Origin of the sequence: uncultured Selenomonas sp. (assembly GCA_905372355.1) — a bacterium.
Taxonomy (GTDB): Bacteria; Bacillota; Negativicutes; order Selenomonadales; family Selenomonadaceae; genus Selenomonas.
Map to the genome: position 1 here is coordinate 1 of CAJPOT010000026.1, position 15492 is coordinate 15492.

At 58.6% G+C, this 15492-nt stretch carries 8 protein-coding genes; 2 read left to right on the top strand and 6 right to left on the bottom strand.

Translation table 11 applies throughout. The features are described 5' to 3' along the window. From QZ177_RS10050 to QZ177_RS10060, 3 genes are all read right to left on the bottom strand, one after another. The coding region (locus QZ177_RS10050) for a POTRA domain-containing protein (RefSeq protein ID WP_294177320.1) at window positions 1–848 on the bottom strand (848 nt) is incomplete at its 3' end. A 39-nt stretch (window positions 849–887) separates the two neighbouring features. Beyond that, the gene (locus QZ177_RS10055; RefSeq protein WP_294177309.1) at window positions 888–4274 is read right to left on the bottom strand and encodes a YDG domain-containing protein; all 3387 of its coding nucleotides are present in this window, start codon (window positions 4272–4274) and stop codon (window positions 888–890) included. 17 nt (window positions 4275–4291) lie between these two features. After that, window positions 4292–5104, bottom strand: coding sequence for an ion transporter (locus QZ177_RS10060; protein WP_294177311.1), 813 nt, complete (start codon window positions 5102–5104; stop codon window positions 4292–4294). Window positions 5105–5352: 248 nt separating this feature from the next. Here QZ177_RS10060 and QZ177_RS10065 point away from each other — a divergent pair, with 248 nt between their 5' ends. Next, complete coding sequence (locus tag QZ177_RS10065; RefSeq protein ID WP_294177314.1) at window positions 5353–6081, top strand: LytTR family DNA-binding domain-containing protein; 729 nt, start codon at window positions 5353–5355, stop codon at window positions 6079–6081. Window positions 6082–6542: 461 nt separating this feature from the next. Here the strand turns inward: QZ177_RS10065 and QZ177_RS10070 are convergent, their stop codons facing one another. Next, on the bottom strand, window positions 6543–7394 hold the full coding sequence (locus QZ177_RS10070; RefSeq protein WP_009644889.1) for an Rpn family recombination-promoting nuclease/putative transposase: 852 nt from the start codon (window positions 7392–7394) through the stop codon (window positions 6543–6545). A gap of 229 nt (window positions 7395–7623) precedes the next feature. After that, window positions 7624–12780: an autotransporter outer membrane beta-barrel domain-containing protein gene (locus QZ177_RS10075; protein ID WP_294177316.1), complete on the bottom strand. Its 5157-nt coding sequence runs from the start codon at window positions 12778–12780 to the stop codon at window positions 7624–7626. A gap of 344 nt (window positions 12781–13124) precedes the next feature. Here QZ177_RS10075 and QZ177_RS10080 point away from each other — a divergent pair, with 344 nt between their 5' ends. Further along, window positions 13125–13853 carry a LytTR family DNA-binding domain-containing protein gene (locus tag QZ177_RS10080; RefSeq protein WP_294177318.1) on the top strand — a complete coding sequence of 243 codons (729 nt, stop codon included), beginning with the start codon at window positions 13125–13127 and terminating at the stop codon, window positions 13851–13853. Window positions 13854–14031: 178 nt separating this feature from the next. On the opposite strand, the gene QZ177_RS10085 is transcribed toward QZ177_RS10080, so the two are convergent. Beyond that, window positions 14032–15492, bottom strand: a 1461-nt coding sequence (locus QZ177_RS10085) for a ShlB/FhaC/HecB family hemolysin secretion/activation protein (protein WP_294177319.1), incomplete at its 5' end; no start/stop codon positions are given.

Genomic DNA, 15492 nt, shown 5'->3' on the forward strand with positions numbered 1-15492 from the left:
ACGCCAATGCCGAGCGTGGTGCCGTCGGCGCCGACGGGGTGGCTGTAGCTGATACCGTAATTGTGCAGGTCTTTGTTGGAGAGGGTCAGCCCTAGGTTCAGACGGTCACCGCTCTTCGTGAGGTTTTCAAAGCTCCCTTGCAGACCGAAGCGGTAGCGGCCCGAAGGTTCGCTGCCGTAGTTCTCGCTGTAGAGGACATAGCTCTGACGCTTGCCGTCCTTGACGCGGATCGTGAGGTCGCCCGTGCCGAAGGTTGTGCCCGGCGAGAGAAGCCCTGCCGCTTCGATGCCACCGAGGGCGGCGATGTTGTATAGGGCGGTTTCCAAGGGCTTGCCTTCGATGGGTGCGCCTTCTTTGAGGGTATGCGTCATGCGCTTGAGCTGCGCGTCGCTGATGGCGGCGCTGTTTTCGATCTTGATCTTGCCGTAGCGTCCGGCGAGGATGCGGATGGTGAGCGTGCCGTCCGCATTCGACTGCGCCGGCAGGTAGGCGGCTGCCGCAGGGTAGCCGTGGCTGCGCGCGTAGTCGGTGAGTTCGGCGAGCAGGTCGTTGACGTCGATCTCGGAGATGTCGCGGCGAAGATACGCCGCCGTCCGTTCTTCGATGGCTTTTTCCAAGAGCTGCGTGCCGTCCTGCTCGACGTCGATGCGCGAGAGGCGAAAAGGCATCATCGCCTTGCTGCCGCCTGCATGGTTCGGCAGGCGGCTTTCGAGCGCGTTTTCTTGTGCCTTTTCAGGCAGGTGCGCATCGGATGGCGGCAGGTTCGTCGCGGCGAGCGCCGTACCCGGCAGGAGAAGCGCCGCCGCAAGGGGCAGCGCAAGTTTGAGGTGCGAGTGTTTTTCTTTCATCTTCAACGGAAAGACTCCTTTTCACAAAGATTTAAGCCATTAAAGACGCAAGCCCTGAATTTCAAGGTCGCGTTCCGCATCGAAGCGGTAGAATCCGAGCGCTGCGGCGCGGATGGGACGTGCAGTGCCATAGAGGTAGACGGTGTCGCCGAAGCCGAAGCCGAAGTCGAAGCGCGGCGCAGCATCCTGCACGAGCGAGGCAAGAAGTCCGCCCGGCAGTGCTGCGGCATTGACGGTGAAGGCAGTCGCGTTGCCCGCCGCCTGCACGATGCGGTAGTTGCCGAGGACGCCGTCCGTGACGCCGCCCGCCTTGCCAATGATGGCGTAGCTGCCGGGGGTGTTCGTATCGGCGACAGCGGTCGTGAAGGTCACGCCGTCTGCCCCGAACACACTTCCGTCCTCACCATCGGCGAAGCCTTCCGCGCGTCCCGTGAAGGATGGCAGCGGCTCTCCCTGCACAATGCTCCGCGCGTCGGCGGTGAGCGTCAGCGTGCGATGTGTGATTTTGCCTGTGCCCGTGAGCGTCGCTGTATTCAGACGATAGTTGCCCGCGCCCTCGCCCGTGAGCATCAGTCCCGTGTAGGTGACCGCGTGCGTGCCAACGTTCTTGTCCATGTATGTGCCCGTGCCTGTGAGCGTGATGCCCGCGCCCTCGCCGTCTGCAAAGTTCGAGAGTGTGTAGTTCCCGCCCTTTTTCAGCGCAGCGGCATCTGCATGGGTCGTGCCGTCATATACCTTGTCAAAGGTCTGCCCCGCCGCAGCTGCAAGCGTCAGCGCACGTTTTGTGATTGTACCTGCCCCCTCTGCGGTATTGGCGATGGTATAGTTCCCCGCGCCTGTGCCTTGGAGCGCAAGCCCTGTATAGCCCACCTTGTTTGCCGCCGCGACGTTCTTATCGTTGTATGCTGCGCCCGCAGCGGTCGCGGTCACGCTGCTTTCCTCGCCTGCGACGACATTGCCGAGCGTCGCTTGGAACTTCGACGTGTCTGCGGCGGTCGTGCCGTCGTAGATCTTACTCTGCGCCGTGACTGTGCCGACGGTCAGCGCACGCTTCGTGATCGTACCCGCACCCTGCGCGGTACTCGCGATACTGTAGTTCCCCGCGCCCGTGCCTGTGAGATGAACACCCGTATAGTTCACGGTATTTGCCGCAGCGACGTTCTTGTCGTTATACGCCGCACCCGTGGCGGTCGCCTTCACGCTGTTCTCCTCGCCCGCGACGAGATTGCCGAGCGTCGCGCTGAACTTCGACGCGTCTGCGGAGGTCGTGCCGTCGTAGGTCTTGCTCTGCGCCGCGACGTCGCCCATGGTCAGCACGCGCTGCGTAATGGTCGCGCCGCCGATGAGGTCATAGCCGAACTGGTCACTGTAGGCATCGTATGTGCCGACATCCTTCCCCGTATGGACGAGGGTGATGTGCGGGTCCGTTGTCGCAAAGACATTGCCGTCGTAGACTTTCGCAAGGCGCTTCGTACCCTTCATCAGACTCGTGAGCAGCGGCATGGTCTTGCCGTCGTAGATGCGCCATGGCGTACCCTTGCCGCCCTCGGTGGCGACGAGAGCTTTATCGCTCCCGTCCTTCCAATCCTTGTATGTCTCCGCCTTCTTCATATCGTCCAGACTGTGCTCTTTGACATCACTCTTTGTAAAATTTCCCTGCTCTTTGCCGACGCCCCTCTGGATCAGAGTGCCGCTCCCAGCCTTTACACTGCCCTCCTTCCATACGGCATGGCTGAGCGTGGAACGGTGCAAAAGTCCCGCAACGCCGCCGACTTTCGAATCCGTCTGTCCCGCTCGTTGCTCCACGTCTCCCGTCTGCACGGCGTTCCGAACGCTGCTGTCAGACTCTACCCATCCCGCAATGCCGCCGAGGATCTCATTTCCTAAGACCTTGCCCGCATTTCGGACGTTCTGAACGCTGCTGTCAGACTCTACCAATCCCGCAATGCCGCCGACAGTCTTTTTCCCTTCGACCGTGCCCTCATTGTAGGCATTCTCAAGGGTACTTTCTTTTAGCGCTCCCGCAATGCCGCCGAGGAACTCAGCATTTCCTAAGACCTTGCCCGCATTCCGGACGTTCTGAACGGTGCTGTGGCTATACACACTTCCCACAATGCCGCCGACAGTCTTGTTCCCTTCGACCGTGCCCTCATTGTAGGCGTTCTCAAGGGTACTGTGGTCTATCGTTCCCGCAATGCCGCCGACCGTGAATTTGCTATTGCCTCCATGAACCTCACCGCTGAAGGAGACGTTCCGTATGGCAGACTCTTCTGCAAATCCCACAATGCCACCGACCCTTTCCGTTCCCGACACGGATGCACCCTTCAGGGAGACATTCTCGACGAGCGCGTGATCGATGTATGCGAACATCCCACGAGAAAACTCCCCGGGAATATCGTCCAGTGGCTTAATGGTCAGCCCCGTGATCGTGTGCCGAGCACCGTCAAATCGTCCCCAAAAGGACCCGACCATATCGCCAATCGGCTGAAAGCCCTCGGTCCAGTCCTTTGTCTCGCTCGCCGCGATGTCCTTCGCGAGCATATATCTGCCATCCAACTTCGCATTCATATTCTGCAGCTCGTAGACGTCATGCACGCGCATATAGTCATAGTCCGTATGCGCATCGGTGCCGTTCAACTTCTTGACATCCCATGTGCGCGATGTTGCAGATTTTGAGTTGTTCGCATTCGCATAGTCGGAAACTGTCTTCGGGACAGTTGAGCCGTTTACGGTAAAGTTCCGCGTCGTGGTATTGGCGACATCGTAGCCGATGTGCGGCGCATCCTCGCTGCGGATGGTGACGGCGCTGCCCGTGAGCGCCGCGCCGTTTGCGTCCGTCACAGCATCCGTGTTGAGGACTTTGACGTTCTTGCCCTCGATGTAGAGTTTGCTTGCCTTTACCGTGCCAAGGTTCAGCACGTCGCCCGTCTGTGCGGTCGCCGCGGAGAGCGGACTTGTGCCGTTTGTCTTGAATGTGTTCGTCGCTGTGGCAATGTCGGCGGGATTCGCCGTGGAGAGGTAGAGTGCGCCCGTATTCACCTGCGAACCTGCGGCGAAGAGGATGCCGTGGGGGTTGACGAGGTAGACGCTCCTGCCGCCCTCGATCGTGCCGTAGATGTTCGACGCGCCCTCGCCCGTGACGAGGTTCAGATAGTCGCGCGTCTGACTGCCGCCGTCGAAGCGTACCTTCTCGTTCTGCTCGATGGAGAAATCCTCCCATTTGAGGATATTGTGCTCCGTCTTGCCCGTGATGTCCATGACCGTGCCGCTCGTGGAGATATTCGCCTCCCCCGCATTCGTCGCGGCGTTCGCGCCCTCGATGGGGAGAGCATACGCCGTCTGCGCGGCAAAGGGCGCGGCGACGATGCCTGCGAAAATAGCACAGGCGACGGCGCGATACAGCTGCTTTGCATGATACTGTTTCATTTGACTCATCCTTTCTATTAGGAAACCCTTCTTGCGTTTAACAATGCTTCGATTTGCACAAGATGCTTACGGATTTCTGCTTCTATTTCATCGGCTCTGCGCTCCTCGGGCGGTGCGTTTTCCGCCGCCTCCGCCGCCTGCATTTCCTTGACCGCTGCGGAGATGGTGCCGACCGCCTCGACCACGATGCCGACCATGACGTTCAGCAGCGTAATGGCGGTGAGAAGAATGAACACCAAGAAGTATATCCACGCATAAGGGTACATCGCCATGATCGGCCTTGCCACGGCGGTCGCCCACGATTCAAAGGTCATGACCTGGAACAGGGTGAACATGGAGCCGCCGATGTCACCGAACAGATCGGGGAACGCATCGCCGTACATCGTACTGCCGAAAACGGCAAAGATATAGAAGACGATGAAGAGCAGCAGAAGCGCCCACGTCATGCTGGGAATCGCCTTGAGCATGGACGATACGAGAATCTGCAGCTCGGGGAACTCCGCGAGCGCCTTGAGCAGTCGGAAGATACGGAAGGCTCGTATGACCGAAATGCTGGAGGAGATGAAGATGATGGAGCTGAGGACGATGACGAAATCGAAGACGTTCCAGCCCTCTGACCAAAAACTTCGCCGATAAACGAGCAGTTTTGCAATCAACTCGACGGTGAAGATCACCAGACAGGCTTTGTCGACCGCTTCGAGAAACAAGACTTCTTCAGCGGACAGTGTTCGATTCGTCAATATGCCCAATACGGCGGCATTGAGGATGATGACAAAGGTGATGATCTTTTGCGTATGCTTCCAATGAAGCGCTTTTTCCAGTACGTTCATAATCCTCCCATTCCGCCGCTGTCGCCGGCGGCACAGACAGAAAGGAAACAAAGGCGCGACACTCCTTTGTCTTATATAATCTCTTTCATTAAGACCAAAGACCTTATTTTTTCTATTTTCTCACATTTATACGAAAGGTCAAGAAAAGTTGGCACAAACGCCGAAAGTATGTCATGAACGCAAAAGAGGGAAATCCATGCTTGCAAATCCGCAGGGATTTCCCTAGAATATGATGAGGAGGTAATACGATGAATATTGCTGTACTGGACGATATGCCGGACGATCTGAACCGGCTCTGCGATCTTCTCGAAAGCGTCTGCGCCGAGCATACGCCGCGCCCCGTGATTCGCGCGTTCACAGACGACAAGAAGTTCCTCGCGCACATGTCCGCCGCACGCGCCGACATCGTCTTTCTCGACATCTATCTGGGGGAGCGCACGGGCATCCAAACGGCACAGATTCTGCGCTCGTTCAATGCGAACTGCGCGATCATCTTCGTGACGACGAGCCGCGAGCACGCGGTGGAGGCGTTCGATGTGACGGCGGCGCACTACCTCATCAAGCCCGTGACGGAGGAAGGGGTACGCGAGGCATTGGCGCGTACGCCTTTTTTCAAGAAGGAGCGCCCGACGATCGCGCTCACGATCGAATACACGGAGCAGCGCATACCGATCGAGCACATCCGCTATGTCGATGCCGACGGGCGTCGCTGCTCGTTTCATCTGACGGACGGCACGACGCTCTCCCCCTATATGACGCTCGCCCGCGCACGGGAGCTGCTCGATGCCATGCCGATGTTCCTTTCCTGTCACCGCAGTCTGCTGGTCAATATGGACGAGATCCATCAACTGACGCCTGAGGGCATTTTGCTCTCCGACGGCACGCTGCTGTCGATTGCCACGCGCCGCAAAAGCGAGGTCGAGCGCATCTACCGCGCCTATATGCTGAAGAAGATGCGTGCGGGATTTCTGTCATAGGAGAAGATTCATGCCCCCATCTTTTGCGGCCGAATTGCGTGCTCTCAGCTGCTTTTTGTGTATCACGCTCTTTTGCTTTTCTCTTACCAGACCTTGCCGAGCATGAACCACAGGCGGTTCTTTGCCTTGGCGTCGTCACTCGCGTTATTGGCGAGGCCGATGCGGCGCGCCCAGTCGAGGCGCAGGAAGTAGTCGCCGGGGCGGCTGTAGGTGACGCCGATGCCCCAGCCTTTGAGGGTTTCGCTGCCGTAGTTCTCGCTGTAGAGGGCGAAGCTCTGGCGCTTGCCGTCCTTTTAATACGTCGCTGCATGATAAGCAAGCAAATTGCAGAAAGTGACCGATACTTGCTGAAAAGTGATAAAGGAAACGCTGATAAAATAAGACCGCCGCATATCGAACGATGCGGCGGTCTTAGTGTCAAAAAATCTTATCGCGAAGAAGACTCTCTTCGCACAGCCATACTATTCGGCAGGCGCATCTTGCAGCGCCAGAATCTCCGCACGCGTCAAGCCGCTCGCCTTCTCGATCACCTCAAGGGGAACATTCAGCGCGAACAAAGAACGCACCATATCAAGCATCCTGCGCTGTCCCTCAGCACGTCCCTCAGCACGTCCCTCAAGGCGTCCTTCCATACGTCCCTCTTCCAGTTTCCTCTCACCAAATTTTTCCATCAGTTCACACATAGTATTCACTCCTTCTGCTTCTGCCTTAAAATAATCGACACGTTCAGCAAGTTCTTTGTAATTCATCTTCTTCGGATTCTCACAAAAGAAATCCTGCATGAGCTTCCCAAGCGGCGTGTCGTCACGGTTTGCGCCGTTGACGTAGAGGATATGCGCCCCATCATCAAACGGGCGCTGAAGCTCCTCTATGATCCGCTCCACATGATACAGCGGGAAACCTGCTCCATAGATGTCGTTCTCCGTGATGAAGATCACCCATGTTTCCGGAAGTGACGAGAAATCCTCTCCTTTTGCCAGTTCCCGCGAATCCATCATGCTGCTGTTGTAGCGTGCCCTGCGCGGAATCGCACCTTCATTGGCACGCTGAATTTCACAGTCGTAGAGTTTCCCCTCACTGTCTTCTGCCAACACATCAAAGCGCACGCCGCGACCATAGAGATTGTCCGCACTCTGCTGCGTGACAACATGCTTGACGATGAGATCATCCCGACCGAAAAAGATATGCAATAAGAGCTGCATTCCTTCGATATAGTTGTCAAAACATACGTTGAAAAACGCATCATCGATCAAGCGGAATTTCTGTATCAATGCACAATATTCTGCAGGAATATCTTTCTTGATTATTCTCACAGGTTCGCTCCCCTCCCCATACGCTTCTACTATCATAGTATGCATTGCAGTGAATATTGTCAAGACTGAAAAGGGGCTGTTGCATGAGTCAAATTCGACTTATGCAACAGCCCCTCTTTTCTCTTACCAAACCTTCCCGAGCATAAACCAGCAGGCGCTTCTTCGCCCTGGCGTCATCGCTCGCGTCCCGGGAGAGGCCGATGCGCCGCGCCCAGTCGAGGCGGCCATGTTAGAATGCCCAGCTGACGTGCGCCCCGCCGGTAATGCCCTTGCGCTTTCCCTGCCAGCCGGTCAGGTTCACCCCGTAGCTGACGCTGCTCCCCTTCGGCGTGAAGCGATAGCCGAGCTCAAGCATCCCGCTGCCGCCCTTGAGGCTGGGACTGGGCGTTGCATAGCCCTCATACGTCGCCGTCGCGTCGCCGTCAAACTCGTATTCCCACGCAAGCCCCGCATAGAACTCGCTGCGCGGCATCAGCTTTTTCGTATAGCGCATGCCGAGACGAACGCGGCTCGACGTCACGGAGCCGAAATCATACTTCTCGCCTGAGGCCAGGGTGGCACTCGCGCCGTTTTGCCTGGAGTAGAAGTACTTTGCATAGCCTTCGAGCGCGGCGTCGCCGCTGAGATCAAATTTCCTGCCAAGTCCGATATGTCCCGCCATGTAGTTGTTCGATGCGTCGTAGCTCGTGGAGGTGCCGGAGATATTGCCGCTGTAATCGCTCTTGATGCGGCCTGCGTGCAGGCTCGCCTCCACATAGCTTTGATCCGCGCCTGTCGCCTTGACCATAAAGCCGCCGCCGATATAGCTCGACGAACCGTCGCCGTGCGTACCGTCGTCGAGATAGGAATCGTACGAGCCACGCCCATATTCGACGAAGGGGCCGTAGGTCAGCTTGCCCTTGCCGATTGCGTCCTGCTTCGCAAAACCGATGTTCAGGCTCCAGCCCTTCGCGTCCACATGGGAGCCTGTCTCTATGCGCTCGCCGGATCCTCCCTGCGCCGCCCAGATCTCGTAGCTGCCGCTCCTGATCGCCGCATTTGCCGCATTTGACCCGTCTGCCGCCGCAGTCTCGGCAGCATCCATGCCCATGCCCGACAGGAGATCCGCACCGCCGTTCAGGAAGGCGCTTGCCGCCGATCGCGTCTCGACGAGGGATTTCGTCTGTTCGTTCATCACCGCATTACCCTTGACGATCGCGACGAGCTCATCCATGCTGCGCTTTTGCAGTGCGAATTGGTACTTCAGGCTCACGCCCTGCATGCCCGACACATCGTTGTCGAGTGCCTCATCCGTTGTCAGAGCGCCGTTAGCGGCGACCTTCATCAGGCTGACGATATCGCCCTTTTGCAGCGCGCTCTGCTGGCCGGAAATCCCCACGCCGAGATGAATCCCGCGGATGTCCTTGTGCTGGACACCGAGACGGAGCATCGTCCGGTCGCTGTTTCCCGTCGTCTCTTCCGGCAGATAGAAGTGCAGATTCTGCACATTGGAGAAGTCCTGCACGCTCGTATTGAAATCATGGACGGCCAGGGTGTTGCCCGTGCCGGCCGCCGCGCTGCCGCCCGTGACGGTGCCGCTCACCTGGGTGCCGCGGAGATGAATCGTGTTGTCATTCGTCGTGCCGGCGCCGCCGGAGCGTCCGCCAAAGACGTTGCCGCTCACGGTGACGGCTCCTAAGTCAACAATGTTTGCCGAGGCATCTTTTACGTTGGCGTATCCCCCGACAATGTCGCCGCTCACGGTGCCGCCAGTGACGGTCACGGTGTTGCCCGTGGCATTGCCGCTGCCTGCGGTGTAGCCGCCGATGACGGCATTGGCGACGCTGCCCCCGTCGATGCGGACTTGGTTGTCCTTTGCGTCTCCGTTGCCGCCTGCCACATAGCCGCCGTAGACGCCGCTCACGGTGCCGTTTTGCAGCGTGACGGTATTGCCCCGGCTGTCTCCCTGATCCGCTCCGGCAAAGGCACTCGGGGCTGCGGTGTGACCGCCGCCGATGACGTCATGCGTGCCGCCGGTGACGGTGAGCTTGTTGCCCACGGCAGAGTTGCCGAACTTCGATTGTCCCGCGTAGAATTCGCCGCTGGTATTGCCGCCTTGGGTCAAATCGGCGTCTTTGAATCGGTAGCCGACAGCTTGCAGACGAGCGGTGGTGCCAAGCTGGACTTTCTTCAGAAGATGCTCCGTTTTTTCCTCGGTCTTGCCGTACGTCTCGCCGCCGCCCTCGATGTTGATGGCGTTTCCTTCTATGAGGGTGTATGTGTGCCCGTACTTGTCCAGGAGACTGTCGGCGATGTCGATACCGGCAAGGCTTTTGAGCTGGGTGGCGCCTGTCACTTTCAGCAAGGGATTCGCATCGTTGACGGAGGCGTTCTTTTCAAAGTGGAGCGTTTCAAAGTTTTGGACGCTTTTCACGGTGACGTTGGTCTTGACGTTGAGGACGTTGCCCGTGAACTCGGTGCCGCCGTAGAGGTCAGCATTCGCGAGCGCCGCCGCCGGGAGGGCGTGCGTGCCGTCCCCGAGTGTGACGGTGTTGCCCGTAGCGCTGCCGCTCGTGGACATGCCGCCGCGAATGACGCCGCTCACGGTGCCGCCCGTAATGTTGACCGTGTTTCCCGTGGCATTGCCGCTCGCGGACATGCCACCATAAACGCCGCCGCTCACGGTACCGCCGCTGATGTTGACGATATTGCCCGTGGCACTGCCGCTGCCTGCGGTGTAGCCGCCGTAAATCGAGTTGTTCACGGTGCCGTTCTTCATGAGCACGGTATTGTCCCGGCTATTGCCCTCCTCCAGATTCGTGCCGCTTCCTTCCGTTTTGCCGCCGTAAGCATTTTGATGGGCGCCGTTTTCGATGGTGAGCGTGTTGCCCACGGTGGAGTTGCCAAACCGGGAGCGTCCGCCATAAATCTCGGCGTTCGTTGTCGCCGTCTCGGTACTCGTGGCGTCTTTGAACTGCATCCCTTCGTAGAGAATTTGCGTCGCCGTCCCTGAAGCCGTATTCGTATCGATGTGATACTCTCGCTTGTCATCGAAATTGCTATGCCTGCCCCCGCTGTAAGCCGTGGCGTTCAGTTGGCCGGCGGTCGCGTTCTTCATGAGGATGCGCTTGCCCTTGACCCAGCCGTCTACGCCGATGCTGCCCAAATTCACAGTGGTACCGGCAGTGTCCGTCAGCGTTAGGAGGGGAGCTGTCTCTGTCTGCGTTACGCCCCCGGAACGCAGATAAAAGGTCACCTTGTCAAAATTTCCGATGTTCTCTGCGGTGGCATTTGCCTTGACGTTCAGCTTGTTCCCGCTGACATCGGCCTGGTTGCCGCCGTAGATTTTGCCGATCGTCGTCCCCGGCGCGAGCGCGTGCGTACCGTCGCCAAGGTTCACCGTGTTGTTCTTGGCCTCGCCGGAGCTGGAAAAGCCGCCCCAGATGTTATGGACTGTACCGCCGTTGATGGTCACGATGTTGCCGGTGGCACTGCCGCTGCCTGCGGTGTAGCCGCCGTAAATCGAGTTGTTCACGGTGCCGTTCTTCATGAGCACGGTATTGTCCCGGCTATTGCCCTCCTCCAGATTCGTGCCGCTTCCTTCCGTTTTGCCGCCGTAAGCATTTTGATGGGCGCCGTTTTCGATGGTGAGCGTGTTGCCCACGGTGGAGTTGCCAAACCGGGAGCGTCCGCCATAAATCTCGGCGTTCGTTGTCGCCGTCTCGGTACTCGTGGCGTCTTTGAACTGCATCCCTTCGTAGAGAATTTGCGTCGCCGTCCCTGAAGCCGTATTCGTATCGATGTGATACTCTCGCTTGTCATCGAAATTGCTATGCCTGCCCCCGCTGTAAGCCGTGGCGTTCAGTTGGCCGGCGGTCGCGTTCTTCATGAGGATGCGCTTGCCCTTGACCCAGCCGTCTACGCCGATGCTGCCCAAATTCACAGTGGTACCGGCAGTGTCCGTCAGCGTTAGGAGGGGAGCTGTCTCTGTCTGCGTTACGCCCCCGGAACGCAGATAAAAGGTCACCTTGTCAAAATTTCCGATGTTCTCTGCGGTGGCATTTGCCTTGACGTTCAGCTTGTTCCCGCTGACATCGGCCTGGTTGCCGCCGTAGATTTTGCCGATCGTCGTCCCCGGCGCGAGCGCGTGCGTACCGTCGCCAAGGTTCACCGTGTTGTTCCTGGTCTCACCGGAGGCGGAAAAGCCGCCCCAGATGTCATGGACTGTACCGCCGTTGATGGTCACGATGTTGCCGGCGGCGCTGCCGAGGTCGACGGAAGCACCGAAAACATCCTGCACCGAGCCGCCGCTGATGGTCACCGTGTTCCCCTCAGCGCTGCCGTCGGCGCTGCCTGCACCGCGTTCTGTATAGCCGCCATAGACAGCCTGCTGCACGGTGCCGCCTTCGATGATCACATGGTTCCCCTTGGCGATGCCGCCACGGTAGGTGTAAGCGCCGGAAACCTCCTTCTGCACGATGCCGCTTTTGATGGTCACCGTGTTCCCCTCAGCGCTGCCGCCATTATATATATAGCCTCCATAAATCCACTTCTGCACAGTGCCGCCGTCGATGGTCACTGTATTTTTCTCGGCGCTGCCGCCGCCGCTGCTATAGCCGCCGTAGACAGTCAGCACCGTGCCGCCGGTGACGGTCACGTGGTTGTCGGTGGCCGCGCCGCCCGTGGAGGTGCCGCCGTAGATTGCATTCTGCACCGTGCCGCCTTTGATGAACACCTTGTTGTCCGTGACGCTGCTCTCGCTGTTTGCATAGCCTCCGAGAATCTCCCCCTGCGCCGTGCCGTCTTCGATGGTCACGATGTTGCCGGTGACTGTCCCCGTGTTGTCGGAGTCCCGGATGTATCCTCCATAGATATTTCTGTCTATCGACGAAGCAGCACCTTTGATGGTCACGCGGTTGCCGGCGGCAGAACCATTGACATTGCCCAGGCTCAGGTATCCTCCATACACGCTTCGGTCTACCGTGCCGCCGTCGATCATCACCGTATTGCCACGGGCATCTCCGCCAAGGTCGGCGCGTCCGCCGTAGGCATCGCCGCCGTTTCCCGCATGGTAGAAAAGCCTGCCTCCGTTTTGGATGATGAGATGATTCCCTGTCACACCGCCGCCTTGATTGTAGCCGCCGTACCCAATCCCTGCATAGGTCACGCCGTCCACGGTCAGCGTCTTTCCCGTGAGGGCAGCGGCGGCGTTCGTGAAGCCGCCGGCAACACCGGGGCCATTCCCTTCATCCGGCACGGAGTGAGCCGCGTCCGGCGTCGGGTTCCCCGCGTCTAGGGTATAGGCATCTGCCGCCTCCGTACAGGCGGCGCCGCCCCAGAGACTCCCTCCGAGGGTCAATGCCACCGCGATTGCTAAATACTGGTTTTTTTGCTGTTTTGTAAACATCCTGTCCGCCTCCGATGAATTTTCTTAGAATCCGACACGCACGCCGAGACAAGATGAAAGCCAATCTCTTCCCCTGCATTCTCTGCGGCAATGGAGGTCATGACGATGCCCGCGTATTTTACATAACCTGTGTCTACACCAAACGCAATTTCATAGGCCATCATTTTCCTCCGCTTTACTGTTACGAAAGGACTATAGATCCTATCAATATTTTCTCACATTTGAGAGAAATATCAACAAAGTATGTCATAAACGCCGAAAGTATGGCATGAACGCAAAAAGAGGGAAATCCATGCTTGCAAATCCGCATGGATTTCCCTAGAATATGATGAGGAGGTCATACGATGAATATTGCTGTACTGGACGATATGCCGGACGATCTGAACCGGCTCTGCGATCTTCTCGAAAGCGTCTGCGCCGAGCATACGCCGCGCCCCGTGATTCGCGCGTTCACAGACGACAAGAAGTTCCTCGCGCACATGTCCGCCGCACGCGCCGACATCGTCTTTCTCGACATCTATCTGGGGGAGCGCACGGGCATCCAAACGGCACAGATTCTGCGCTCGTTCAATGCGAACTGCGCGATCATCTTCGTGACGACGAGCCGCGAGCACGCGGTGGAGGCGTTCGATGTGACGGCGGCGCACTACCTCATCAAGCCCGTGACGGAGGAAGGGGTACGCGAGGCATTGGCGCGTACGCCTTTTTTCAAGAAGGAGCGCCCGACGATCGCGCTCACGATCGAATACACGGAGCAGCGCATACCGATCGAGCACATCCGCTATGTCGATGCCGACGGGCGTCGCTGCTCGTTTCATCTGACGGACGGCACGACGCTCTCCCCCTATATGACGCTCGCCCGCGCACGGGAGCTGCTCGATGCCATGCCGATGTTCCTTTCCTGTCACCGCAGTCTGCTGGTCAATATGGACGAGATCCATCAACTGACGCCTGAGGGCATTTTGCTCTCCGACGGCACGCTGCTGTCGATTGCCACGCGCCGCAAAAGCGAGGTCGAGCGCATCTACCACGCCTATATGCTGAAGAAGATGCGTGCGGGATTTCTGTCATAAGAGAAGATTCATGCAGCTATCACCGATGATCGAACTATCGTTTCCTCGCAGAAAAACAGCCCCCTTCTCTTGCAAAGAGAAGGGGGCTGCTGTCTGTCGGCTGCCATTTCGCTTGTTTTTGCAGCCGAATTGTGTGCGGTCTGTTGCTTTTTGTGTATCACGCTCTTTTGCTTTTCTCTTACCAGACCTTGCCGACCATGAACCACAGGCGGTTCTTTGCCTTGGCGTCGTCGCTTGCGTTATTGGCGAGGCCGATGCGTCGCGCCCAGTCGAGGCGCAGGAAGTAGTCGCCGGGGCGGCTGTAAGAGATGCCGATGCCCCAGCCTTTGAGGGTTTCGCTGCCGTCTTTTCCGTCGTTGGCGTACTGCACGCGCCCCATGTCGAAGTAGGTGCTGAGAACGAGGTTCGGCACATCCGTCCGATACGACAGTTCCAGACTCCCGAGAACGCCATTGTCGCCCGAGGCTTCGCCCTGCGGGTAGGCGCGTACACCATTCGCTCCGCCGAGGTAGATTTCTTCCGAGCTGTCGAGGTTCGTTCCGGCTTTCTGCGCCTGCGCCTTGAGGCTGATGTTCCAGCGGTCGCTGATCTCGTGGCGCAGGTTGAGGTTCAGCACGGCTTTCGTGAAGCTGCCTTCCGTACCTGCACGCTTCATCTGCCGACGCGCCCAGTCAGAGTCCGCGCCGAGATGTCCGCAGTAGCCCGTGAGGTCGTAGCTCCACGAGGTGCGATATTGACGCTCTGCCCCTTTGATGCCGAGATGGAAGGTGCTGCTGTGCTTTTCAAGCTCCATGCCGACCTTCTTGTACTCGTCCTTGAGCCTGCGCCAGTCCCAGCCGTAGGAGACGGCGAGCGAGCTTTGTGCCGTGCGCCAGAGCGGCGTCGTGCCGAAGATGCTCAAGGTGTCCGCCGTGCCTTCTGCGCCGAGCGTGCGGAAAGCTCCCGATAGCTCGTAGTCCATGCGGCTGACGCCAATGCCGAGCGTGGTGCCGTCGGCGCCGACGGGGTGGCTGTAGCTGATACCGTAATTGTGCAGGTCTTTGTTGGAGAGGGTCAGCCCTAGGTTCAGACGGTCACCGCTCTTCGTGAGGTTTTCAAAGCTCCCTTGCAGACCGAAGCGGTAGCGGCCCGAAGGTTCGCTGCCGTAGTTCTCGCTGTAGAGGACATAGCTCTGACGCTTGCCGTCCTTGACGCGGATCGTGAGGTCGCCCGTGCCGAAGGTTGTGCCCGGCGAGAGAAGCCCTGCCGCTTCGATGCCACCGAGGGCGGCGATGTTGTATAGGGCGGTTTCCAAGGGCTTGCCTTCGATGGGTGCGCCTTCTTTGAGGGTATGCGTCATGCGCTTGAGCTGCGCGTCGCTGATGGCGGCGCTGTTTTCGATCTTGATCTTGCCGTAGCGTCCGGCGAGGATGCGGATGGTGAGCGTGCCGTCCGCATTCGACTGCGCCGGCAGGTAGGCGGCTGCCGCAGGGTAGCCGTGGCTGCGCGCGTAGTCGGTGAGTTCGGCGAGCAGGTCGTTGACGTCGATCTCGGAGATGTCGCGGCGAAGATACGCCGCCGTCCGTTCTTCGATGGCTTTTTCCAAGAGCTGCGTGCCGTCCTGCTCGACGTCGATGCGCGAGAGGCGAAAAGGCATCAT

What these genes read in the sequence shown, in the direction of transcription:
- QZ177_RS10065 (WP_294177314.1), top strand. Translation starts at nt 5,353, where the DNA reads ATGAATATTGCTGTACTGGACGATATGCCGGACGATCTGAACCGGCTC.
- QZ177_RS10075 (WP_294177316.1), bottom strand. Translation starts at nt 12,780, where the DNA reads ATGTTTACAAAACAGCAAAAAAACCAGTATTTAGCAATCGCGGTGGCA.
- QZ177_RS10060 (WP_294177311.1), bottom strand. Translation starts at nt 5,104, where the DNA reads ATGAACGTACTGGAAAAAGCGCTTCATTGGAAGCATACGCAAAAGATC.
- QZ177_RS10055 (WP_294177309.1), bottom strand. Translation starts at nt 4,274, where the DNA reads ATGAAACAGTATCATGCAAAGCAGCTGTATCGCGCCGTCGCCTGTGCT.
- QZ177_RS10080 (WP_294177318.1), top strand. Translation starts at nt 13,125, where the DNA reads ATGAATATTGCTGTACTGGACGATATGCCGGACGATCTGAACCGGCTC.